The following is a 22,632-nucleotide window of genomic DNA, read 5'->3' on the forward strand; positions in this document are numbered from 1 at the left end:
TCTTCGCAGCCGATGATGTTTGCCAGGCATCCCCCGAAACCACGCTGAAACTGTGAGGAAGCTCTGTTGAAATTATGGCGTATCTGGCTTTGTACTGGCAGTTGGTGACAGAATTACGGTCGAAGTTACCATGGGGATCAGCGCATGCAATGGATTTTGGGAATTGCCTTGGCCGCGGGGCTGTTTGTTGTGTTGCGGCAATGGGGGACCTTGTCGCCAGAAAAGAAAAAAGCGGCCACCTGGAAAGCCATTCTTATCGGCGGTGGCGGCCTTTTGCTACTGATGGTGTTGACTGGGCGCATTCACGTTTTGACAGCCGCTGTTGCCGCCTTGCTGCCGTTGTTGAGAAAGCTGCCTGCGTTGTTGCGATACCTGCCCTTTATTCAGCGTACTTTTGATGGTCAAGCTAGTAATGGTCAGGCTGGCAATGGCCAAGCCAGCCGTAATCAGGACAGCACTGACGGTCAGGAGCGCCAGCGGACGGGCGCTAACGTGGCCGGGCAAGTCAGCGAACGTGAAGCCTGCGAGATTCTTGGCGTGGAACCGGGATGCCACCGCGATGACATCGTGATGGCCCATCGCCGGCTGATGCAAAAAATTCATCCGGATCGCGGCGGCAACGATTACCTGGCAGCGAAAGTTAACGAGGCAAAGAGTGTCCTGCTGCGTGGGGCCAAAATCTGAGCCTCAGGGTAGAATGTCAACCCGCACGCGAATCTCGCTGCTTCGATTTTCACTGCTATTAACTTGGTACACGATGCCGGATTTTTCACGGCTTTCGCTGCGGTCAACGCCACCCAGAGACACCCATTGCCCGGGTTGAACCTGGCGAATAGTCATTAGCGCTGCCGTGTCATAACCCGGCAGGGCGGCGGCATCTTGTTCAAACGACATAATACTGAGCTCTATATTCTGCGGTGAAATCACCCGCGGAGTCACCACAAAGCCGCTGCGGGTTTCCACCAGTTGCAATAATACGGCTGGATTTCGGCCGCCACGGGCCGCGAATGGCAAACTGCGAATTTGGCCGGCACTGACCTGAGCCGATTGCCCGTCTTGCACGATCAATGAGCGCTCGCGATTGCCGGATGATCTGATCGTTTTGCTCTGCGCACTTATCGTGACTGTATTGCTGTTAATGATGTTGCGATTACTTGACGCGTTATCTTGAGTCAGGTTGACACCGCCACCGCTGCGTTTACCGCCGATGTCCTCCCGAGACTGCACGCTGATGCGCAGCTGCGCCGTAGCAACATCCAGTTGCTGAATAATCTGACCGATTTCGTCCAGTAGGCGAGCCTCGCCGCGAGCTACAATTTTCTGCCCGACCACGGTGACATTCACTTCTTCGTAAAGATCGCGAATTTGCGCGGCCACATCCGCAGCCGGGCGTTGGTTCAGGTTGTAAGCCCGGCTTTGGCTTGTCGCAAAGGCATTGGCTGAAACCGAAAACAGGAGAAACGTAATAAACAGCACCATTACGTTTGGCGCTGTGAGTCGGGAAATACGGGGACAATTCATGGAGTACTCCGCGGTTTGGGCAGGTGCCTGCCATTGACACCGCCAGATAAAAACTTTGCATAAGCGGTTGCCAAGTTGAAAACAGGCCGGTTATAGTAGAAAGCATGAAGACTCAGCCAGCAATTTGCCAATTAAATGTTCAGCAAGCTTTCGGTATTGAACCGTCAGCGGCGGCATTGGCTGTTTCATTTTGGTGGCGCGACTATGGCTTTTATTTTAGCCAGACCCCGGGCCGCCCTTAGATCTTCATCATCGAACAACGAGGAAGGCAGCCCGGCAGATCACCCAGGCTGCCACCGGACTCAAAAACCCCGACTGGTAGCCCAGCCGGGGTTTTTTGATTTTGGAACAGGGAAACGGACAAATCGCCATGAATATGCCAGTAAGTGTTGTTGAGAATGCCGAAGAGAGTGCTGTAGAGAGCGTTATGGAGAGTGCAATAGGGAGTGCAATAGGGAGTGCAATAGGGAGTGCCGTAGAACAAGCGGTAAAAATTGCCCCAGCCCGTCGCCGCGAGGTGGCTTTGCCCACGCCTGATCAGTTGCGCGGGTATTTTCCGCTAGTGGCGAAGCTTGAGGCACAGGTTGAACACCAGCGCCACGCGATTCGTAATATCCTTAACGGGGCCGACGACCGCCTGCTGGTCGTGATCGGGCCATGTTCTATTCACGACGAAGTGGCCGCTCTGGAGTACGCGCAAAGGCTGAAACAGCTTGCGGCGGATGTTAGTGACCGTATGTTGATTGTGATGCGCGCCTACTTGGAAAAACCCCGCACCACAGTTGGCTGGAAAGGTTTGTTATACGATCCTGAACGTAGCGGGCAGGGCGATTTGAATCAGGGCTTGGTACGCTCGCGGCAATTGTTGCTGAATCTGGCGGCCACCGGCCTGCCGCTAGCCACTGAAGCGCTGAGCCCGTTTGCTATGGATTATCTGGGAGACCTGGTGAGTTGGACGGCTATTGGTGCGCGCACCACGGAGTCGCAGCTGCATCGCGAAATGGCCAGCGGCTTGCCAATGCCGGTGGGTTTTAAAAATGGCACTGACGGCGGCATCGCGGTGGCCACCAATGCCATGCAGTCCGCGGCCCACGGCCACCATCATCCGGGGCTGTCTGCCAGAGGCACGCCGGTCATGATTTCTACAGAGGGCAACGCTGACACCCATCTGGTGTTGCGTGGTGGTCGCGGTATCACCAATTACGACAGCCACAGCATCGCCCGCGCGACCCATGCGCTGCAGCAGGCAGGCCTGAATCCGGCGGTGATGGTGGACTGCAGCCACGATAACGCCTGCAAGCAACACGAGCGCCAGCAGGAGATAGCCCGCGATGTTGTCGCCCAACGGCGCGCCGGTAATCGCCAGATTTGTGGGCTAATGCTGGAAAGCTTTTTACAGCCGGGCCGCCAGAACGACGGCGCTGACCTTCAATACGGCTGCTCGATTACCGATCCGTGCCTGGGATGGGAGCAGACAAAGGCTCTGATCCGCTCACTGTAGACAGCAATAACTGACCGGCTAAAAGCAGCAGCACACCGCCCATTAGCCGGTCCAGCCAATGACCGAAACGGTTAAAACCTTTGCGTACCCTCGGCTGGCTAAAGAACACAGTCACCAGGCTGAACCATAAAAAAGTGGCCAGAGCCATGTACAGACCATAGCCGGCTTGTACAAAAACCGGTGTGCCGGGGCTGATAATCACCGAAAACAACGAGACAAAAAAGAGCGTGGCTTTGGGATTCAGAGCGTTTGTCAGGAAACCCAGGCGCAGCGCCGCCAGGCGGCTTTGGTGCGGTGCTTTTGCAGCCTCCACGTAAACTCCTCCGGCCTTGGCACGCAGGCACTGCACCGCGATCCATGTCAGATACAGAGCACCAATCACTTTCAAAAGGCTGAACAACAGCACCGATTGCTGAATAAGCAGCCCTATGCCCAATAGGGAATAAGCCACATGCACTAAAATTCCCGCGCCTATGCCTGCAGCTGTTAATAGCGAGTTTGCGCGGGTTTGGCACAGTGCCTGGCGTAGCATAACCGCAAAGTCGGGCCCGGGACTGGCGACCGCCAGAAAATGCACTAGAACGACGATCAGAAATTCTGGCCAGAACGTGTTCATGCCACGTGCTCCTTCTGTGGGTCTGTAAAGGGCCAATATTGTGAAACACAAAGCATTGATATGCCAAGCACAATCGACTGCTATAGTGAGTGTTCACGAGACGTTTATAAGGAGGCAGTTATGAAACAGCGAAAGGTTAAGGTGGCCATTATTGGTGCCGGCACTGCCGGTATGGTTGCCTACCAACGGGCACGTAAGCATAGCGATAGTGTGCTGTTGATTGAAGGTGACCGATACGGAACAACCTGCGCCCGGGTAGGATGTATGCCCAGCAAACTGTTGATCGCCGCCGCTGATGCGGCCCACGCAGCCCGCAGCGCCGGTCTTTTCGGAATTACCTGCCCCGCAGTTGCGGTTGATGGTAAGGCGGTGATGGCGCGGGTGCGATTGGAGCGGGATCGGTTCGTTGCATCGGTGGTGAAGTCTGCAGAAAGCTATCCTGAGCAAGATCGGTTGCACGGCAATGTGCGTTTTGCATCGCCGCACCGGTTAATGGTGGGCGACCATACCGAGGTGACGGCAGAGCGCATCGTCATCGCGACCGGCTCGCGCCCCAATATCCCCGGGTTTTTGAAAGAAGCCGGAGATCGCCTGGTGGTAAATGACGATCTGTTCGACTGGCATGATTTGCCGGCCTCGGTGGCTGTGTTTGGTCCCGGAGTGATTGGTCTGGAACTGGGCCAGGCGCTGGCTCGGCTGGGCGTGCGCATTCGCATGTTTGGGGTGGGTGGAAGCCTGGGGTCGTTGCAAGATCCGCAGTTGCGGGACTACGCGCTAAAAACCTTTAATCGCGAGTTCCCGCTGGACCCCGACGCCGATGTTACGGCGGTTGCGCGCAGTGCCGAAGGTGTTTCGATAAGCTTTAAAAACGCCGACAGTAAGGTCGTGACCGAGGAATTCGACTACCTGCTGGCAGCAACCGGTCGGCGCTCGAATATTGACGGGTTAGACATACAAAACGCCGATCTGCAACTGGATGACCAGGGCATACCGGTCTTCAACGGTTACACTCTGCGCTGTGGTGACAGCCATATATTCATTGCTGGCGATGTTAACAACGAAGCACCTTTGCTGCACGAAGCCGCTGATGAAGGCCGTATTGCTGGCGACAACGCCGGCCGTTACCCGGATGTTCGGGCAGGTTCGCGCAAAGTGCCGTTGGCGGTGGTGTTTACCGACCCACAGATCGCTTCGGTGGGGTTGACGATCCAGCAGGTGGATGAGCGTTGTCGCGGCCATTACGCGGTGGGTGAAGTCAGCTTCGAAAATCAGGGCCGCAGCCGGGTGATTGGTAAAAATCGCGGGCTGCTTAGGGTGTACGGCGAACACGGTAGCGGTTTGTTTATGGGCGCCGAAATGTTTGGCCCTGCCGCCGAGCACATTGCCCATCTGCTGGCCTGGTCTGCTCAGCGCCGAATGACGGTGACTGAAATGCTCGAAATGCCGTTCTATCACCCGGTGATTGAAGAAGGTCTGCGCAGTGCCTTACAGGACCTGAGCCGTAAACTCAGTATGGGCCCTGCTGCTGACAGCAACTGCATGGACTGCGGTCCGGGCGTATGACATTTGGCAGGTCTAGATTAACGTTTGTTATGGAGCTTGGGTGCCACACGGTCTTGAAATTAACCTGAGGCGGGCCCAAGTCTGACCCTATCGCGGCGATCAACTCGTTAAACTTCCGCTTTATCGCGCGCGGCGCCACACTGGTGTTAATGTTATTGAACGTCAAGGAGACGAACATGAGTAAAAACTTTCTTGGTTTGGATACTGCGAAAACGCAAAAGCTGGCTGATTCGCTAAACGATTTGCTGTCTAACTATCAAATTTTTTACATGAACGTGCGGGGATATCACTGGAACATCAAGGGCGATAACTTCTTTGAGCTGCACGTTAAATTTGAAGAACAGTACAACGCGTTGTTGATGAAGGTTGACGAAATTGCCGAGCGTGTTTTGACTCTGGGCCATCGCCCCGCCCACGCTTATAGCACCTATATGGAGCGGTCTGATATCCCCGAGCGTAAAGACGTGTCTAACGGCAAAGACGCTGTGCAGAACATAGCAGAAAGCTTTGTAAAATTGATCGGCAAGCAGCGTGAACTGCTGAGTTTGGCCAACGACGCCGACGATGAAGGCACCGCGTCGCTGATGAGTGATTACATTGCCGAGCAGGAAAAAACCCTGTGGATGTACCGCAGCTACCTGGGCCAGTAAGTCCCGGTTAATGCCAAAAATGGCGGCCACATGGCCGCCATTTTTTTATCTGCTACTTTCATTTGTTAGTAAGAGGAACTCATGCCAAACCACCCTGGAAAGATCACAATCAGCGCCAGCACAAACACCTGCAAGAGGATGAAAGGCAGCACCCCCTTGTAGATATCAATCGTTCGCACCTCCGGCGGTGCAACCCCCTTAAGGTAAAACAAAGCGAACCCGAAGGGCGGCGTCAAAAAGCTGGTTTGCAGGTTCATAGCGATAAGAATGGCAAACCAAAGCATGTTGATGCCCAGGGCTTCGGCCACGGGCGCCAGAATAGGCACGATGATGAAGGAAATTTCGACAAAATCGATGAAGAAGCCCAGCACCATAATCACCAGCATGGCGAGGATAATAAAGCCCCATTTCTCGCCCGGCAGTTGCAACATCCATTCTTCCAGCAGGTAATCGCCACCGCTGTAGCTGAACACCATCGAAAAGGCCGTCGCACCGATCAGGATGGCGAACACCATGGCCGTTACTTTCACTGTATCTTTTGAGGCATTCCAAACCATCTGAAATGAGAACTGGCCATAGATAAGGGCCAGCAAAATGGCACCCACGCCACCAAGGGCCGAGGATTCTGTCGGCGTCGCAATCCCGGTAAAGATTGAACCAAGCACAATGACAATCAGCGCCAGCGGCGGAATGATGGCCAGCAGTGCATTCATGACTTCCTTTTTACGGGAAATGCTCTTGTCTTCAGGCATGGCCGGAGCCGTTTCGGGTTTGAAGCGGGTCACGATCAGTATATAAACGATATAGAGCCCGATAAGAACCACACCGGGCCCAACGGCCGCCCGGAACAGATCGCCAACAGGAAGCCCAAGCACGTCGCCCAGAATAATCAGAATGATGGACGGAGGAACAATCTGGCCCAGCGTACCTGCCGCACAAATGGTGCCGGTTGCCAGTCGCTTGTCGTACTGGTGGGCAAGCATCACGGGCAGCGATATCAGGCCCATGGCAACCACACTTGCGCCTACGACACCGGTGGAGGCCGCAAGCAGTGCGCCAACCAGAATGGTAGAAATAGCCAGGCCGCCGGGCAGACCACCAAATAGCCGGCCCATGGAGGTTAGCAACTGTTCAGCCAAACGCGTGCGCTGCAGGATAACACCCATAAAGATAAACAGCGGAACGGCCATCAGAACCGTATTCTGCATAACGCTCATGATGCGATAAGGCATGAAAGCGAACAGGTCCATACCTTCCGACAACACACCAAAAAACAAAGCCACACCGCCAAACGTGAAGGCGACCGGGAAGCCCACCATTAGCATCACCAGGGCCACGACGAACATTATCATGCCGATCATGCGAGTCCCCCTCCGCTGTGCTCACCTTCGTACTCTTTGTCGCCGTACATAACCCGCAGGGCGTAAGTTGCCATATTAAGGCCGGCGATGCCGATAAAGAACGCAGAAACCGGTATTGCGGATTTGATCAACCAACGGTGAGGCAGGCCGCCAGGATCGCCGCTGCCTTCGCCCATGCTGTAGGAGCTTAGAGTAAAATCGTAGCCATAAATGCCGATCAAATAGGCGAATGGCACCACAAATAGCAGAGCGCCTGTCAGGTTTACCCATGCCTTGGTTTTGTTGCTCCATTTCGTATAAAGCACGTCTACCCGAACGTGGCCGTCTGCGCGCAACGCATAGGGAATGCCGAACAGGAAAACCACGGAGTAAAGGTGCCACTCCATTTCTTGCATACCGATGGATACCTGATTAAACGCGTAGCGGGCAGCAACGTCGTAAAAAACGTTGCCCACCATCAGTATCATGGCGACACAGGCGACCCAGCCGCAAAAATTAGAGAGGCGCGCAAGGCCCTCGTCCAGCTTTATAATCCACTGCATTCACAATCCTCCGCCAGGGCGCTGGCGATTCTGCTATAGCTAAAAACAACAAAACCGGGATCGCTCACAGAACGAACCCGGCTCAATTACCGCCTGTATCTTACTCTACTGTGCTCATTGTGTTCAGGTATGCCTGCTCAGAAATTTCGGTATAAGCGCGGCTTTGTGCGAGATAGTCTTCCTGGGATTTTATAATCCTGGCCGCTTGTTCGTTGCTTTCAGAAGCTTCTTTTAAAAGCTTTTTGTTGGCATTGTACATAGCCTGGAAAATGTCTTGGGGGAACTGCTTGATCTGCACGTTCGGGAAGTCTTTCTTGATGCTGGCCCAAGCTTTCGCATTTTCGTGCTGTGAGAGTACCAGCATGTCGTAGGAGGCTGTGCGCATAGCAACACGCATGATTTCCTGCAAATCGGCAGGCAACTTTTCCCATACCTGCTTGTTCACCAGAAACTGAAGCTCGGTGGCAGGCTCGTGCCAACCGGTGTAGTAATAGTCCGCGATCTGCTGGAAGCCAAGGCGGAGATCCAGAGCCGGACCCACCCACTCAACCGCGTCAATAGTGTTGCGTTCCAAGGACGTGTATAGCTCGCCTGGCGCAATGTTAGTCGGGTTCACGCCCACTTCAGCAAAGACTTCGCCGGCGAAGCCCGGAATGCGCATTTTCAGGCCCTGAAGGTCTTCCAGCGACTTGATTTCTTTGCGGAACCAGCCGCCCATCTGAACGCCAGTGTTGCCGCCGGGGAACGATAGCATGTTGTGTGGCGCATACACTTCCTGCATCAGCTCCATGCCGCCGCCGTGATAAAACCAGGCGTACTGTTCAATGGCGTTCATACCGAAAGGCATGCTGGTGAAGAACAGGGTCTCTGGAACCTTACCTTTCCAATAGTAGGAAGCGGAGTGGCCCATGTCGTATTGGCCGGCCTTGACCATATCAAACACGCCCAGAGGTGCCTTGTGCTTGTTAGCAGAATCGATGCGGATTTTCAGGCGACCGTTAGACATTTCCTCGACAGATTTGGCGAAGTTTTTGGTGGTGTCCCCAAAAATCGGAAAGTTCGGGCCCCAAGTTTCTGCCAGCTTCAGGGTAAATGTTTCCTGAGCCAGTGCGTGTGTAGAGGCGAAAGTCGCTGCCACCGCGAGTATTGCCGCGGAAAAAATGGAACGAATCATCATTTTTTTTGCTTCCTTTTATAATTGTTTTTCGCTGAGTCTGCGTTCTGTTACAAACGCGATAAAACTAGCTCACATTATCAGTTATTTTTAATCGGTGGAACGAAAAATATAAAGCATTAGATATAGGTCGTAGGTGCTGTAACGGCCCGAGCATTGTTTGCGCGGGTGCGCCACGCCCTGAACCGTCGCAAGGCGGGTTTTTCAACGCTGTAATGGATCAGGCAGGCGAAAAGCAGAACGATGCCAAGAGCAAGGCAGACACTGAGCCAGCCGGTGCGAGCAGAATGGCATCCGCGGCTGGGGGGCGGCCATAGCGATGAATGCGGTAGATCAGCATGCCGTCAGGAATCTGCTTCCACCGAACCAACCATCATGGGCATTGCGCTCCAGGGTCATGAAAATCACAAATCCGCTGAGTATGAAGAACAGGTGCACACCGTATCGGCCAAATGACAAACCGTGATTAAGCCAGGGCCAAAGCGCAAAGCCGTGGGCATACATTTCGTGGTAATAGGGCAGGTAATGGAACAGCACCACGCCCAAGGCTGCAAGGCCGCGCAGGGCGTCCAGGCTGCCTAATCTGGAACCGGAAGAGGAGTTGGGCATGGGCTGTCTCGTCACGGATTTGGCTCACAGTAGCCTGCTTTGCGTTGCGGCAATACGGCTCAGCTATACGGTTACCTTGTCCGCGCTATACGATGTGTTCATCATTCAGAACAACCGTCGGGTTCAACGCAGGCAGCCGCAGGGAGATTGGTCATGGCAGTAGAGCTGGGGATTATTGAGGGCTTTTATGGCCCACTGTGGAGTTGGAAGCAGCGCCGGCAACTGGTGCAGAGGCTGGCGCCCCACGGTTACGGTTTTTATCTTTATGCGCCCAAGGCCGATGCGTTTTTAAGACGGCGCTGGCAGGAACCGCACCCGCCGCAGTTTGCCGCAGAAATGGCCGCGTTCGCCCACTTCTGTAAAACCGCCGGGGTGCGTTTCGGTGTGGGCCTGAGCCCGTTTGAACTGTTTGACAACTTTGACGAAGCCGGCCGGCAGGCGCTGGCGCGCAAGCTGGCGTTTTTTGATCAGCTGGGGCTGGATGAACTGGCGATCCTGTTTGACGACATGCACCGTAGCGGGCCGCACACGGCGCAGGCGCAGGCAGACATTGTGCACTGGGTTGCCGAACACTCCACGGTTCGGCGTATCAGTGTGTGCCCGACCTACTACTCGGATGACCCGGTGTTGGATAGGGTGTTTGGCCCTCGCCCGGTGGACTATCTAAAGACTCTGGGGCAGGCGCTGGATCCCTCCATACAGATATTCTGGACCGGCGAGGAAGTGTGTTCGCGGGAGATTTCACCCGGCCACTTGCAAAGAGTGGGTGATCTTCTGGGGCGAAAGCCGCTGTTGTGGGACAACTACCCGGTTAATGATGGCGATCGTATGTCTCGCCACTTGCACCTGCGTGGATTTACGGGCCGCCCGGCGTCTAACGCTGCGTACATCGCCGGCCACGCCATTAATCCGGCGCTACAGCCAACGTTGACCTGCATTCCGGCCATTACCCTGGCGCAGAGTTATCAATTCGGGCCGAATTACGAATACGGTAAGGCGTTTTATCGCGCCGCGCAGGAAGTTCTTGGGGCCGAGTTAGCGGATTGCCTGCAAGCAGACTTGTTGGTGTTGCAAGACGCCGGTCTGGAGCGCCTGTCCGCCGAACGGAAGCAGGCTTTGGCGCATACCTATGACGGCTTTGACCACCCTGCGGCCGACGAAATACTGCACTGGCTGGCCGGCGACTACGCGGTTACCAACGAGGTCGTGGCGACCCAGTAGTCTCTTAAGGGCAGGGCGGTTGCTCTGCCTGGCTGAAGCGTTCGCGCATGGCACGGTTGCTGCGCTCGTCGTTTTTGTAGGTGTCTGGCAAGGGCTGCAGAAAATACAGAAAATCACCTTTGGTACGGTGTTCAGACAGCTCCGGCATGGCTTCATCTTCGGGCCAGAAAACCGGGCTTACCACCGTAATTTCCAACTCTGGCGCGCGCTTGTGCAGCAGCGCTACCGTGCCCTGACGCTGTTCGCTGTGGAAATTGCCGTTTACGTGCAGTATCTGATGGCCAGGGTAATTCCGGCGAGCCTGCAAAATGCGTTCGGCCATGGTGTTGTCGCGCAATAATTGTGCTTTGTAGCTGTTGTCCAGGCGCTGCTTCATAGCATCGCCGCCGCCGTTATGACTCGCGCCAATGGCATCATCAAAGCGTTGCCGGTAGGCCGGGGTGTCCAAAAACGGTTGTTGAGCAATGGTTTGGCGCTGTGCCTGAGATAAATCGTCAATAATGTGCGGCCCTTCGCGGCCCACACAACGCACGATATCGCCCGGTGCATTGGCCGCAATCACGGGTAATTGATGGCTAAGGGCGAATTCGACCAGCGGCCGGTAAGACGCGCGATAATTGTCCCAGGCGCCAGTGTCTTCAATCATTTCGCTTTCGCCGCTGCTGCCCGCCAGATACTGGTTCAGCGCATCCTGCTGATTAGTTTCAAATTGCTCCATGCTCAGTATCTGTTGAGGTTGCTGCTGAAACAGCGCCAGCTGCAGCTGGGCTTGAAACAGATGACTGGCGTGATGGCCGTGATATTCGCCAACGACCACCACATCGGCGTTGGCTAAACGCTTTGCCAGCTGCTCTACGGTTAACGTGTTCAAGATGTCAGACTGCGGGTCAACTATATGCGCCTGATACTGGTTTTGAGGTGCTTTCAAGGTGTTGTGCGAGGCCGGGGAGGTCGCGCAGCCGGCTGTTATTGCCAACACTAAGGCGCCAGTCAGGTAACGAATGTTGTAAAGGATTATGGACATAAGCGCGAAGTTCCGTTGCGGTAAGCACACTACTAATAAGTTTTCCGAACACGCTCTGGCTGTATAGCGAGTATAATGCTTGGCGAAGCCCTTCGTACAGGCAAGTTGTTTATGTCCCGCAGCCATTTGTTTTCCCTGCGCCCAGGCCACGCGATCCGCGAAGCCTGCGTGCAGGAGCCTTACAGTTCCCGGCGTTTTGCAAAAGATGTGATGGCCGGTATTACCGTAGGAATTATTGCTATTCCGCTGGCCATGGCACTGGCTATTGCCAGCGGTGTGGCTCCCCAATACGGTTTGTACACGGCCATTATTGCCGGTGTGGTGATTGCGCTCACGGGCGGCAGCCGCTACAGCATTTCCGGCCCTACCGCCGCTTTTGTAGTGATTCTTTATCCCATTGCCCAAGAATACGGGTTAGGCGGTTTGCTTCTAGCCACGGTGATGTCCGGGATGTTGCTGCTGGTTATGGCGGTCATGCGCCTGGGGCGCTTTATTGAGTACATACCGGAGCCGGTGACCCTGGGATTTACCGGAGGCATTGCGGTGGTTATCGCCACTCTGCAGGTGAAAGACCTGTTCGGTTTGCCGATTACGGCCATGCCCGAGCATTACTGGGGAAAGCTGGCTGCTCTGGTTCAAGCTGCACCCTCGCTGGATGCCATGAGTACTCTGGTGGCCGGGGTCACATTGGCTATCATGCTGCTGTGGCCGCGGCTGAAAACACCGGTACCACCGCACTTACCTGCCGTAATTGTTGGTAGTTTGTTGGCGCTGTGGCTAAACAGCCAGGGTGCCTCCATTGATACCATCGGCTCGCGTTTCAGTTATTTACTACCCGATGGAACCAGTGGCAGTGGCATTCCTCCATTTTTGCCCGAGTTTACCTTGCCCTGGCAGCAGGCCGGTGCCGATGGCAGCCCATTGGTGGTGTCCTGGAACCTGATTCAGGCTCTGATTCCGGCAGCGTTTGCCATTGCCATGCTGGGCGCGATTGAATCCTTACTGTGTGCGGTGGTCCTGGACGGCATGACCGGTAAGCGCCACAGCGCCAACAGTGAACTGCTCGGACAGGGTCTGGGCAACATAATCGCACCCTTCTTTGGTGGTATTACAGCCACCGCGGCACTTGCCCGCTCGGCCGCCAACTATCGCGCTGGCGCTGAATCGCCGGTGTCTGCGATTGTGCACTCGCTGGTGGTGGTGCTGGCGCTGGTAGCGCTGGCAGGGGTGCTGTCTTACATGCCAATGCCGGCGATGGCGGCGTTGCTGCTGATAGTGGCGTGGAATATGAGCGAAGCGCCAAAAGCCGTGCACTTGCTTAAAACAGCGCCCCGCGGTGACCTTCTGGTGTTCCTGACCTGCTTTAGCCTGACGGTGGCGCTGGATATGGTGATTGCCATTACCACCGGCGTACTGCTGGCAGCGGTGTTGTTCATGCGTGAAATGGCGCAGATGACACGGGTGACCGACATATCCACCAACCAGCGGGTGACGCAGGCTAACTTGCCCCCCGGCTGGCAGGTGTTCAAGATCAACGGGCCGCTGTTCTTTGCCGCCGCCGAGCGCATCTTTGGCGAGCTGGCGGAACTGTCCAAAAACGCCCGTGGTTTTATACTGTATATGGACGGTGTGACCTTGCTGGACGCGGGTGGACTGTCTGCATTGAATAAGCTCCTGGCCGCCTGCGAGCGCGATGGCACCCGTATCATTATTGCCGATTTGCAGTACCAGCCGCTGCGAGCTCTGGCTCGTGCAGGGGTGGCGCCTGTAAACGGTGTTAGCCGCTTTACACCCACACTGGCTGATGCCCTGGTGCAAGCCAGCGAGCACTGATCGCTGTTAACATCACCTACTACAAAATCGGGCTCTAACAAATAGAGCTCTGATAAACCGTGCTTTGATAAACAGAGCCCCAGCTAACAGTAAAAAAGGTTTTGCATGCTGCCATTCCGAATTGTGGATCGCGTTAAGTTCGTTGTTGAGCGCCAGTTGGTGAAAGGTGCGGGTTTCCAGCTATTGGTGGTTGCCGCCTTTATTGCGCTGATTTCGATTGCTGGCGGACTTGCAGTATTGGCGGTCGGGCAAAAATTTGACAGTGTGGGCGCGGCCGTTTGGTGGGCGTTTTTGCGCCTGACAGATCCTGGCTATCTGGGTGACGACATAGGCGCTTGGCAGCGTTTTGTCTCTACCCTGCTTACCGTCAGCGGTTATGTGGTGTTTATGGGCACCCTGGTTGCCATTCTCACCCGCTGGCTGATTGCCAAAATGGAAGAGTTAGAGCGAGGCCTGACGCCGGTCACGCTGAAAAGTCACATTGTGGTACTGGGCTGGACCCGGCACACGCTGCCACTGCTGACGGAATTGCTGAGTGCATCAGGCCGTATGCGCCGGTTTCTGGAGCAACACGATGCCGGCCGGCTCAATCTGGTCGTGCTCTCAGAGCATGCCAGTGCGGAGCAGGTGCACGAATTACGTATGGAGCCCGGTATCGGCCGTCGCGCGCGCCAGATCATTTTGCGCAGCGGCTCACCCATTCAGCCCGACGCCCTGCATAGGGTTGCGTGTCTGGACGCCGCCGCAGTCATTGTGCCCAGCGGCCACACAGGCGCCGGCAGCCTGCTAACGCCGGATGTGGAAACCGTCAAAGCGCTGCTGTCGATTGCCGCTCAGGCACGCCAATACAACGCGCCACTGCCTTATGTCGTGGCCGAGATTCAAGACCTGCGAAAATTGCCGGTGATCGAACGAGCCTATCCCGGCGCGGTAGAAGTGGTGGCCGGCGATGCCACCATCAGCCGTTTGATGGCGCAGAATATCTTGCATCCGGGCCTGTCGGAAATTTATAACGAACTGCTCACCGCTGGCGACGGCAACGAGCTGTATGTGCGCGGTGGCGAAACCATGGTTGGCATGACCCTGGCTGAGGTTTCTGCGCAGCGGCCGTTGGCGATTGTGCTGGGCCTGCTGAAGCGCGAGGGTGAACAGTGGAAAGTCTGGTTGATGGCGCCAACAGACAGCGTAATTGACAAAGAAGACCGAGTGATCATGATGGCGCGTTTTTACGCCGAAACCGATCCCAACCCCAAGCTGCCGTCGTTACCCGTGGTTCAGCGTGGTAGCCCACGGATAGTGACCGCCGCGCCGGTGCAGAAACTCCAGAGAATACTGGTGTTGGGCTGGAATCGACGGGTGCCCAGCCTGCTGGCGGAGTTGTCGAGTTACCACTATCGGCCGTTTCAGGTGGATGTGATTTCGGTTGTCGGCGCTGCTGAACGCGACCAGCTGACCCGGCGCCATCTGGGAAAAAAGGTAGACATGGAAGTTCAGCACATCGAAGCCGATTACATGGTTGAGGCCGAGCTGCGCCAATTGCAGCCAGCGGCCTACGACACAGTGATGCTGCTGAGCAGCGATCGCCTGGCATCCGGTGAAGAAGCCGACGCCCGCACCATGGTGGGTTATTTACAACTGGAAGATATACTGGCAGGTCAATCACGGCGTCCGCAGTTGATCATGGAACTGAGCGATCCAGACAACAGCCATTTGCTGTACAACCACGGCAGCGAAATGCTCATCAGCCCGATGATACTCAGCCATGTTCTAGCTCAGGTTGCCCTTAGGCGAGAGTTGCGAGTGGTGTTGGATGAGCTCTTCACAATGGATGGTGCGGAAATTCAGTTTCGGGACCCAGGCGATTACGCGCTTCCGGCCAGCGTTAATTTTCAGTTGCTGGAACGAACGTTGGCCAAAGAGGGTGAAATAGCGCTTGGTATCTATCGGGACCAGCCAGACGCCAAGGGTCGGCATCTGATGCTAAACCCGCCTCGGCGGGATTATCTCGATGTTAAGCCTGGGGACCGGTTAGTGATTTTATGTTTAACAGGCCAAGTATCTGATTAGTGCCTCCCGTCATTACCGGGGCCGTCTACACCTTATTAAGCAAACGAATAGACCAATCTGGTCGGAAATACTCGGGCTGTCAGCTGTGGATTTGTAAACGTTGGGTATCCGGTTTTAATGTTTTTAGCCATTCACAAAAAAAATGCTGAATATAGATTATATAAATTTCAGTTATGCGGTGAGAGGCATTAGAGTAGTCGTCAATGTCCAGGGAGAATTGGATTTAAATTCGACGCCCTTGAAAAAACTGACGTACAAAGGAATGAACCATGCCCTACTCAAAAGACGTTGATACCCTAACCACCCTGTTGAAACAGAATCCTACCTGGAACGCCATCAAGCCTGAGCACGCGGCCCGCATGCGCGCCCAGAACAAATTTCAGACTGGCTTGGATATCGCCAAGTACACCGCCAAGATTATGCGCGAAGACATGGCGAACTACGATAACGATACCTCTCAGTACACCCAGTCTCTGGGGTGCTGGCACGGGTTTATCGGCCAGCAGAAGATGATTTCCATTAAGAAACACTTCGGCGACACCTCACGCCGCTACCTGTACCTGTCCGGTTGGATGGTTGCCGCCCTGCGTTCAGAGTTCGGCCCTCTGCCAGATCAGTCCATGCACGAGAAAACCGCCGTGTCCGGCCTGATTGGCGAGTTGTACACGTTTCTGCGCCAAGCTGATTCCTGGGAACTGAACCATCTGTTCCGTGATCTGGAAGAAGCTCAGAACGCCGGCGACGACGCCAAGGCCGAGCAGCTGATAAGCCAGATTGATAACCATCAGACCCACATTGTGCCGATCATTGCCGACATCGACGCCGGTTTTGGTAACGCAGAAGCCACTTACCTGCTGGCCAAGCAGATGATTGAAGCCGGTGCCTGCTGTATCCAGATTGAAAACCAGGTGTCTGACGAGAAGCAGTGCGGCCACCAGGACGGCAAAGTAACCGTTCCCCACGCCGACTTTCTGGCCAAGATCAACGCTGTGCGTTTGGCCTTCCTGGAACTGGGTGTAGACGACGGCGTGATTGTTGCCCGTACTGACTCCTTGGGTGCTGGCCTGACTCAGAAAATTGCCGTAACCGACGAGCCGGGTGACCTGGGCGACCAGTACAACAGCTTCATCGACGGTGACGTTATTGCTAAAGCCGAAGACATCAACAACGGCGACGTGGTGATCAAGCAGAACGGTCAGCTGGTCAAGCCCAAGCGTCTGGCATCTGGATTGTTCCAGTTCAAGGCCGGTAGCGGTGAAGACCGGGTTATTCTGGATTGCATCACCAGCCTGCAGAACGGCGCTGACATGCTGTGGATCGAAACCGAGAAGCCCCACGTTGGCCAAATCGCAGCGATGGTTAACCGCATCAAGGAAGTAGTTCCTAACGCCAAGCTGGTGTACAACAACAGCCCGTCGTTCAACTGGACTCTGAGCTTCCGTCAACAGGTGTTCGATTCCTGGAAAAAAGAAGGCAAAGACGTATCGGCCTACGAGCGTGCTGCGCTGATGGGTGAAGAATACGACAGCACCGACCTGGGCAAGCTGGCCGATCAGTGGACGGCGGACTTCCAGCGCGATGCTGCCCGTGAAGCCGGTGTGTTTCACCACCTGATCACGCTGCCGACTTACCACACGGCGGCCCTGTCGACCGATAATCTGGCCAAAGGCTATTTCGGTGCCGAAGGCATGCTGGCTTATGTCAAAGGTGTTCAGCGTAAAGAAATTCGCCAGGGTATCGCCACTGTTAAGCACCAGGACATGGCCGGTTCCAACATTGGTGACGACCACAAGGAATTCTTCGCCGGCGACGCCGCGCTGAAAGCCGGTGGTAAAGACAACACCATGAACCAGTTTGGCTAATAGGCTAATCTGACGCGGCACGGATGCCGCAACTCCCCCTTCCGGGATTTAAAAACCCGCACGCTGGTTCGCCAGGTGCGGGTTTTTTTGTGGCGCCGGCTCAAGGTTGAGGCCTTGGTCTATGCTAATAGAAACAACGTGTTCAGGCAGGAGCAGGGCGATTGAATCTGGATCAAGGCATTGTGTTTGCGGTATTGGGTATTACGCTGGCGCTGTTTGTCTGGAATCGACTGCGGTTTGATGTGGTGTCGATGCTGGCGTTGCTGGCGATGGCGTTCACCGGTCTGGTGCCCGCTGATGAACTGTTCAGTGGTTTCGGACACCCGGCGGTAATTACCGTGGCGGCTGTATTGGTGATCAGCCAAGGGCTGGTAAACGGCGGCGTGGTGGATGCGATTGCCCGATTGTTGGGGCGTATCGGCCATCGGCCCACCCTGCAGGTGCTTACGCTCACCTCGGTGGTTGCGCTTTGCTCCGGTTTTATCAACAACGTTGGCGCCTTGGCTCTGTTGATGCCGGTCGCCATCTGGATGTCCCGTGACGCCGGGCGCTCGCCCTCCATGCTGCTGATGCCGCTGGCGTTTGGCTCCTTGCTGGGGGGTACCGTCACCCTGATTGGCACACCACCGAACATTATTATTTCTTCCTATCGTCCCGAAGGCGCCTTTGGCCTGTTCGATTTTGCCCCGGTGGGTCTGGCGGTCACCGTGGCCGGTATTGCGTTTATCACCCTGGTGGGCTGGCGTCTGACACCGCGGCGCGATGACGGCGACGGCGGTAAAAAGCTGTTCAGCGTGGGGGATTATGTTACCGAACTGCGAGTGCCGGAAGGCTCCGCCAGCGCTGGCGTCACCTTGCACTCACTGTTGACCGAATCCGGTGAGAGCGATGATCTTGCGGTGTTGGCCTTGATCCGTGACGGCGCACGCAAGATCACTCCCTCGACCTTTACTGTAATGCGCGAAGGCGATTTGTTGTTAATTGAGGCCAATACCGAAAGTTTGCAGGCTTTTCTAGACAATACCGGTCTTGAGTTAGCCACCGGTGCGCTTTTGGCGCCGCAGCGCCAGCTAGACAACGAGACAACGAACGCGGACGGGCTACCTGAAGATTCCAGCGATGAGCCCAGCGCCGACGAAGAGGATGCCAAGGCGCCGATTAGTCTGGATGAAGGCGACTTGCAATTGATGGAAGTGGTGGTTTCGCCAGGCTCAACCTTACTTGGACTGTCTGCTAACCGTTTGGGTTTGCGCGAACGCTATTTGCTGAACGTGGTGGCGGTGGCTCGCCGTGGCCAGCGTATTCAGAGCCGGTTGGGGGATATCCGCTTCCAGGCCGGCGACATTCTGCTGGTGCAGGGTACCCAGGATGGCCTCACAGAAACTCTGATTACTCTGGGTTGCCTGCCGTTGGCAGAGCGCGGGCTGCGGCTTGGGTCGTCACGCAAGGTAGCGCTGGCGGCCGCCGTATTTGGTGCCAGTATTGCGGCGGTGGTCAGCGGGCTGCTGAGCGCACCGGTAGCGCTGGTGGCAGGCGCGGTGGCGATGGTGTTGGTGGGATTGTTGTCCGCGGAAGAGGCCTATAGGTCTATCGATTGGTCGATCATTGTCTTACTGGCAGCGATGATTCCGGTCGGCCAGGCGCTGGAAACCAGCGGCGGCGCCCAGTTACTAGCGAATCAGATGCTGGCACTGGGCGGCGACTTTTCGCTGGCCGCGGTGCTGGCCATGTTGTTGGTAGTCACTCTGCTGCTGTCGAATGTGATCAATAATGCCGCGGCCGCGATTGTGGTGGCACCGGTCGCATTGAACCTGGCGACGTCGCTAAACGTGCCCACCGACGCGGTGTTGATGGCGGTTGCCGTAGGCGCCTCATCCGCCTTCATGACGCCTATTGGCCATCAGTCCAATGCGCTGGTGATGGAGCCCGGCGGTTATCAGTTTGGTGACTACTGGCGCTTGGGATTACCGTTATCGATCATCGTTACGGTGGTAGCTGTGCCAATGATTATGCTGGTGTGGGCGTGATCTTGAGTATTGGGCATCCAGTGTCCCATATGGCCAATTCAGGGATCCATTGTTTGGCGTTAAGAGCTCTTATGTCGTCAAAGTAGCTACATAGTGCCTGAGCTTTACACATTATATTTTTGTAGAGCCTTGATTTAGAAATCGAATACTTAAAATGCGGTATTTAAACCTGGCGAGTTGTACCAGTAATGTTACAACCTGCTATTTTTTCGGGGCGGTGAAAAGCGACGAATAAAAATTAAAAATCACGTTTTTCAGTGGCTTGCTTGAGGGCTGGAATTTTTTGGCACAATTATCGCTAGGTTGTTCTCTGTGAGTCTATACGGACACTTGCACAGTGATTGCAGGCTGGAATGGGCTCTCTAGCAGCTAACAACAACGAAGGGATGACATCATGAATACGAAAAAAAATATGCTGGCAATTGCTGTTGCTTTGAGCCTTGGCTTGTCAGGTGCCGCGTGGGCTGACCAGCAAGGTGGCGATGGTGATCCGAACACCAACGCCGCCGGTGGCTCCACGTCCAACAACGACACCTCCGGCAACGCCAACTCTGGCAATGACAGCTCCACGAACAACTCTGATAATTCGGATAGTAGCAGCAACGACTCCGGCAACAACCAGGCCGATAACAGCAGTAACGATTCCGGCAACAACCAGGCGGATAACAGCAGCAACGACTCTGGCAACAGCCAAGCGGATAACAGCAGCAACGATTCCAGCACCAACCAGGCCGATAACAGCAGCAACGACTCTGGCAACAGCCAAGCGGATAACAGCAGCAACGATTCCAGCACCAACCAGGCGGATAGTAGCAACAACGATTCCGGCAACAACCAGGCCGATAACAGCAGCAACGACTCCGGCAACAACCAGGCCGATAACAGCAGCAACGACTCTGGCAACAGCCAAGCGGATAACAGCAGCAACGACTCTGGCAACAGCCAAGCGGATAACAGCAGCAACGATTCCAGCACCAACCAGGCGGATAGTAGCAGCAACGACTCCGGCAACAACCAGGCCGATAACAGCACCAACGACTCGAACAAAGATCAGTCGGACAGCAGCACCAACGATTCGTATAACGATCAGTCGGACAACAGCATTGCCGGCTCCTACAACGATTCGTCTGACAGCAGCAGCAACATGCTGAGCATGTCGGTCGACATGTTCCTCAACAGCGCCGAACTCAATGGCAGCGTCAGTGACGTGTCAGTGAACTACGGCGACGCCACTGCTCGCAGATCTTCCACCGATGTGCGGACCAGCAATAGCATTGGCGACGGTTCTGCGAACTTCACCGGTGTGGGCGCGTTTGCCCAGAACGTCGGTGTGGGCAGTGTTACCCAGGCTAACGTCAGTGTGATGTCTAACCTGACCGCAGGCGGCAACTAGGCGCAGGTGCGGGCTGCCAGTTTCTGGTAGCCCGCCCAGGCCCGGGAGGCATGGGATGGAAAACAGCCTTTACCAAGTTAAACGCTGCTTTATAGCGGGTTGTATCACTCGCGTGCTGGGGTTAGCTCTGTTAACAAGCACAGCGACCGCCTTGGCTGATACCGCCAACAGCGATGAAACCTGGCTGCAGCAGTCTGCGCTGTCTGCGCAACAACTGAACGAGGCCAGCGGTCGCCAAGGCATACCACTGCAATGGCAAATGAACACCAGTAACCAGAATGGCAATGTCAGCGATAACGTGCTGGCTGGACAAGTGATGACGGGTAACAACCTGATCAGCGGTGGCGCCTTCCAAAATATGAGCGGCGTGGCCACGGTTATTCAGAACTCGGGCAACCAGGTGGTTATTCAGGGCACAACTCAGGTCAACGTTCTTATTAACCGATAACAGGAGACAGGCGATGGCCGGTGGTACAGGTATTACCGCGATCTTGGCGACCCTACTACTGGTTATCAGCCCTGCGACCAGTGGCGGCAGTGTCATTATTCCGGGGTTTTCCGGAAGCTTTGAGGTGGCCGTTGAGAGTTTTCAGGCCCGCCGTTTCAGCTCGGTATTCCGCCAGCAGTACGACTTCAGTTGTGGTTCTGCAGCAATCGCATCGTTACTGACGTTTCATTATCAGTTCGAGGTGTCAGAGGAAGATGTCTTCAGCGGCATGTTCGCCGTAGCCGACCCAGAGAAAGTGCAGCGTGAAGGTTTTTCTATGTTGGATATGAAGCGTTATTTGGCGCTTGAGGGCTATCGGGCGGACGGTTTTCGCCTGCCATTGGATGGATTGCGCAAGGAGGTTCGGTTACCGGTGATTGCCTTGGTCACGCTGGATGGTTATCGGCATTTTGTGATCATCAAAGGTATTTCGCCCAGCGAAGTGCTGGTGGGTGATCCGGCGCGTGGTATGAAAGTGTATCCGCGGTCAGAGTTTGAACAATACTGGGATGGCACGGCGTTTGTGATACGCAGCCATCTGCAACAGGGACGCATTTCGTTTATTGCCGATGGATCCTGGCCTTCGGTCGCAACGGCGCCTTTGAGCCAGGTTCAAGACGCACCGCCACTGGGGCACACGTTGCCTTATTGGCCATCGATGTCGGAGTGGTGAACCTATGACCTTGAACCTACGAATATTGAGACCGGCCGCAATTCGACTGGCCTTGGTAATGGTTCCCGTTTTGTCGGTTGCACAGGCCCAAGCCGCAGATTGGAGCCCGGTGCTGAGTGATGCTGAGCTGGCGCAGAAGCGCGGCGGGTTTTTTCTCAACCGTTTTGAAATTGCCATTGGCCTGGAGCAAAGAGTGTCGGTGAATGGCGACCTGCAAGTCATTAATAGCTGGCGCATACCCAATATCAGCGACGTGGGCAGTTACGCCCAAGCCCTCAAAAATCTGCCCGTACTGCGCGACGTCAGCAGCGCTGGCGACGGCGCACGGGTAACCAGCGGTGTACTCGATAACGGAAGTTGGATGACGCTGATCCAGAATAATGTGGACGGCGCGGTTATCCAGAATATGCAGCAACTGAATATTGAACTGAACAACCTGGGGCAAACTTGGCGTCTGCCCCCCAACTTTCAGGATTCCATGCTGTCGCTACCGAGGCGTTAAGACTGC

20 protein-coding genes are annotated in these 22,632 nt (G+C 55.3%); 13 read left to right on the plus strand and 7 right to left on the minus strand.

The features are described from left to right. Window positions 1-144: 144 nt before the first annotated feature. Entirely contained in the window at window positions 145-684 is a 540-nt protein-coding gene (locus MIH18_RS15010) for a molecular chaperone DnaJ (RefSeq protein ID WP_249012765.1), read from the plus strand. A gap of 3 nt (window positions 685-687) precedes the next feature. Here MIH18_RS15010 and MIH18_RS15015 read toward each other — a convergent pair whose 3' ends face one another. Further along, window positions 688-1,521, minus strand: a complete 834-nt coding sequence (locus MIH18_RS15015; RefSeq protein ID WP_249012766.1) for a secretin — start codon at window positions 1,519-1,521, stop codon at window positions 688-690. A 370-nt stretch (window positions 1,522-1,891) separates the two neighbouring features. Between MIH18_RS15015 and MIH18_RS15020 the strand changes: the two genes are divergently transcribed. Next, window positions 1,892-3,022 (plus strand): 3-deoxy-7-phosphoheptulonate synthase, encoded by a 1,131-nt coding sequence (locus tag MIH18_RS15020; RefSeq protein ID WP_249012767.1) that lies wholly within the window; start codon window positions 1,892-1,894, stop codon window positions 3,020-3,022. Here MIH18_RS15020 and MIH18_RS15025 read toward each other — a convergent pair. Continuing rightward, complete coding sequence (locus MIH18_RS15025; protein ID WP_249006523.1) at window positions 2,967-3,638, minus strand: LysE family transporter; 672 nt, start codon at window positions 3,636-3,638, stop codon at window positions 2,967-2,969. The genes MIH18_RS15020 and MIH18_RS15025 overlap by 56 nt on opposite strands. A gap of 120 nt (window positions 3,639-3,758) precedes the next feature. Here MIH18_RS15025 and MIH18_RS15030 point away from each other — a divergent pair, with 120 nt between their 5' ends. Both MIH18_RS15030 and MIH18_RS15035 read left to right on the plus strand, forming a co-directional pair. Beyond that, entirely contained in the window at window positions 3,759-5,201 is a 1,443-nt protein-coding gene (locus MIH18_RS15030) for a dihydrolipoyl dehydrogenase (RefSeq protein ID WP_249006522.1), read from the plus strand. 176 nt (window positions 5,202-5,377) lie between these two features. Further along, window positions 5,378-5,851 (plus strand): Dps family protein, encoded by a 474-nt coding sequence (locus MIH18_RS15035; RefSeq protein WP_249006521.1) that lies wholly within the window; start codon window positions 5,378-5,380, stop codon window positions 5,849-5,851. A 65-nt stretch (window positions 5,852-5,916) separates the two neighbouring features. On the opposite strand, the gene MIH18_RS15040 is transcribed toward MIH18_RS15035, so the two are convergent. From MIH18_RS15040 to MIH18_RS15055, 4 genes are all read right to left on the minus strand, one after another. After that, window positions 5,917-7,212 carry a TRAP transporter large permease subunit gene (locus MIH18_RS15040; RefSeq protein WP_249012768.1) on the minus strand — a complete coding sequence of 432 codons (1,296 nt, stop codon included), beginning with the start codon at window positions 7,210-7,212 and terminating at the stop codon, window positions 5,917-5,919. Continuing rightward, on the minus strand, window positions 7,209-7,754 hold the full coding sequence (locus MIH18_RS15045; protein ID WP_249012769.1) for a TRAP transporter small permease subunit: 546 nt from the start codon (window positions 7,752-7,754) through the stop codon (window positions 7,209-7,211). The genes MIH18_RS15040 and MIH18_RS15045 overlap by 4 nt, the downstream gene beginning before the upstream one ends. Before the next feature lie 100 nt (window positions 7,755-7,854). Then, window positions 7,855-8,931: a TRAP transporter substrate-binding protein gene (locus MIH18_RS15050; RefSeq protein WP_249006518.1), complete on the minus strand. Its 1,077-nt coding sequence runs from the start codon at window positions 8,929-8,931 to the stop codon at window positions 7,855-7,857. 330 nt (window positions 8,932-9,261) lie between these two features. Further along, a complete protein-coding gene (locus MIH18_RS15055) occupies window positions 9,262-9,537 on the minus strand; it encodes an acyltransferase family protein (RefSeq protein WP_249012770.1) in 276 nt (91 codons plus the stop codon). Window positions 9,538-9,690: 153 nt separating this feature from the next. On the opposite strand from MIH18_RS15055, the gene MIH18_RS15060 reads away from it, so the two are divergent. After that, window positions 9,691-10,758, plus strand: a complete 1,068-nt coding sequence (locus tag MIH18_RS15060) for a beta-N-acetylglucosaminidase domain-containing protein (protein WP_249012771.1) — start codon at window positions 9,691-9,693, stop codon at window positions 10,756-10,758. A gap of 4 nt (window positions 10,759-10,762) precedes the next feature. Here MIH18_RS15060 and MIH18_RS15065 read toward each other — a convergent pair whose 3' ends face one another. Next, window positions 10,763-11,782: a ChaN family lipoprotein gene (locus MIH18_RS15065; RefSeq protein ID WP_249012772.1), complete on the minus strand. Its 1,020-nt coding sequence runs from the start codon at window positions 11,780-11,782 to the stop codon at window positions 10,763-10,765. A 111-nt stretch (window positions 11,783-11,893) separates the two neighbouring features. Between MIH18_RS15065 and dauA the strand changes: the two genes are divergently transcribed. From dauA to MIH18_RS15105, 8 genes are all read left to right on the plus strand, one after another. Next, a complete protein-coding gene (gene dauA / locus MIH18_RS15070) occupies window positions 11,894-13,615 on the plus strand; it encodes a C4-dicarboxylic acid transporter DauA (protein ID WP_249012773.1) in 1,722 nt (573 codons plus the stop codon). Between the two features lie 105 nt (window positions 13,616-13,720). Beyond that, complete coding sequence (locus MIH18_RS15075; RefSeq protein WP_249012774.1) at window positions 13,721-15,682, plus strand: ion channel DMI1; 1,962 nt, start codon at window positions 13,721-13,723, stop codon at window positions 15,680-15,682. Between the two features lie 269 nt (window positions 15,683-15,951). Further along, window positions 15,952-17,544 carry an isocitrate lyase gene (locus tag MIH18_RS15080; RefSeq protein WP_249006512.1) on the plus strand — a complete coding sequence of 531 codons (1,593 nt, stop codon included), beginning with the start codon at window positions 15,952-15,954 and terminating at the stop codon, window positions 17,542-17,544. A 161-nt stretch (window positions 17,545-17,705) separates the two neighbouring features. Then, complete coding sequence (locus tag MIH18_RS15085) at window positions 17,706-19,571, plus strand: SLC13 family permease (RefSeq protein WP_249012775.1); 1,866 nt, start codon at window positions 17,706-17,708, stop codon at window positions 19,569-19,571. Between the two features lie 394 nt (window positions 19,572-19,965). Further along, window positions 19,966-20,964 carry a dentin sialophosphoprotein gene (locus MIH18_RS15090; RefSeq protein WP_249012776.1) on the plus strand — a complete coding sequence of 333 codons (999 nt, stop codon included), beginning with the start codon at window positions 19,966-19,968 and terminating at the stop codon, window positions 20,962-20,964. Between the two features lie 55 nt (window positions 20,965-21,019). Beyond that, window positions 21,020-21,412, plus strand: coding sequence for a hypothetical protein (locus tag MIH18_RS15095; RefSeq protein WP_249006509.1), 393 nt, complete (start codon window positions 21,020-21,022; stop codon window positions 21,410-21,412). A gap of 13 nt (window positions 21,413-21,425) precedes the next feature. Next, a complete protein-coding gene (locus MIH18_RS15100; protein ID WP_249006508.1) occupies window positions 21,426-22,124 on the plus strand; it encodes a C39 family peptidase in 699 nt (232 codons plus the stop codon). A 4-nt stretch (window positions 22,125-22,128) separates the two neighbouring features. Continuing rightward, window positions 22,129-22,626, plus strand: a complete 498-nt coding sequence (locus MIH18_RS15105) for a hypothetical protein (protein WP_249006507.1) — start codon at window positions 22,129-22,131, stop codon at window positions 22,624-22,626. Window positions 22,627-22,632: the final 6 nt, after the last annotated feature.

The organism is Marinobacter sp. M3C (assembly GCF_023311895.1).
Taxonomy (GTDB): domain Bacteria; phylum Pseudomonadota; class Gammaproteobacteria; order Pseudomonadales; family Oleiphilaceae; genus Marinobacter.

Excerpts from the sequence above, each read along its gene's own strand:
- MIH18_RS15100 (WP_249006508.1), top strand. The coding sequence starts at position 21,426 with ATGGCCGGTGGTACAGGTATTACCGCGATCTTGGCGACCCTACTACTG.
- MIH18_RS15080 (WP_249006512.1), top strand. The coding sequence starts at position 15,952 with ATGCCCTACTCAAAAGACGTTGATACCCTAACCACCCTGTTGAAACAG.
- MIH18_RS15010 (WP_249012765.1), top strand. The coding sequence starts at position 145 with ATGCAATGGATTTTGGGAATTGCCTTGGCCGCGGGGCTGTTTGTTGTG.
- dauA (WP_249012773.1), top strand. The coding sequence starts at position 11,894 with ATGTCCCGCAGCCATTTGTTTTCCCTGCGCCCAGGCCACGCGATCCGC.
- MIH18_RS15030 (WP_249006522.1), top strand. The coding sequence starts at position 3,759 with ATGAAACAGCGAAAGGTTAAGGTGGCCATTATTGGTGCCGGCACTGCC.
- MIH18_RS15060 (WP_249012771.1), top strand. The coding sequence starts at position 9,691 with ATGGCAGTAGAGCTGGGGATTATTGAGGGCTTTTATGGCCCACTGTGG.
- MIH18_RS15075 (WP_249012774.1), top strand. The coding sequence starts at position 13,721 with ATGCTGCCATTCCGAATTGTGGATCGCGTTAAGTTCGTTGTTGAGCGC.
- MIH18_RS15035 (WP_249006521.1), top strand. The coding sequence starts at position 5,378 with ATGAGTAAAAACTTTCTTGGTTTGGATACTGCGAAAACGCAAAAGCTG.
- MIH18_RS15020 (WP_249012767.1), top strand. The coding sequence starts at position 1,892 with ATGAATATGCCAGTAAGTGTTGTTGAGAATGCCGAAGAGAGTGCTGTA.
- MIH18_RS15015 (WP_249012766.1), bottom strand. The coding sequence starts at position 1,521 with ATGAATTGTCCCCGTATTTCCCGACTCACAGCGCCAAACGTAATGGTG.
- MIH18_RS15025 (WP_249006523.1), bottom strand. The coding sequence starts at position 3,638 with ATGAACACGTTCTGGCCAGAATTTCTGATCGTCGTTCTAGTGCATTTT.
- MIH18_RS15065 (WP_249012772.1), bottom strand. The coding sequence starts at position 11,782 with ATGTCCATAATCCTTTACAACATTCGTTACCTGACTGGCGCCTTAGTG.
- MIH18_RS15055 (WP_249012770.1), bottom strand. The coding sequence starts at position 9,537 with ATGCCCAACTCCTCTTCCGGTTCCAGATTAGGCAGCCTGGACGCCCTG.
- MIH18_RS15050 (WP_249006518.1), bottom strand. The coding sequence starts at position 8,931 with ATGATGATTCGTTCCATTTTTTCCGCGGCAATACTCGCGGTGGCAGCG.
- MIH18_RS15045 (WP_249012769.1), bottom strand. The coding sequence starts at position 7,754 with ATGCAGTGGATTATAAAGCTGGACGAGGGCCTTGCGCGCCTCTCTAAT.
- MIH18_RS15040 (WP_249012768.1), bottom strand. The coding sequence starts at position 7,212 with ATGATCGGCATGATAATGTTCGTCGTGGCCCTGGTGATGCTAATGGTG.
- MIH18_RS15090 (WP_249012776.1), top strand. The coding sequence starts at position 19,966 with ATGAATACGAAAAAAAATATGCTGGCAATTGCTGTTGCTTTGAGCCTT.
- MIH18_RS15095 (WP_249006509.1), top strand. The coding sequence starts at position 21,020 with ATGGAAAACAGCCTTTACCAAGTTAAACGCTGCTTTATAGCGGGTTGT.
- MIH18_RS15105 (WP_249006507.1), top strand. The coding sequence starts at position 22,129 with ATGACCTTGAACCTACGAATATTGAGACCGGCCGCAATTCGACTGGCC.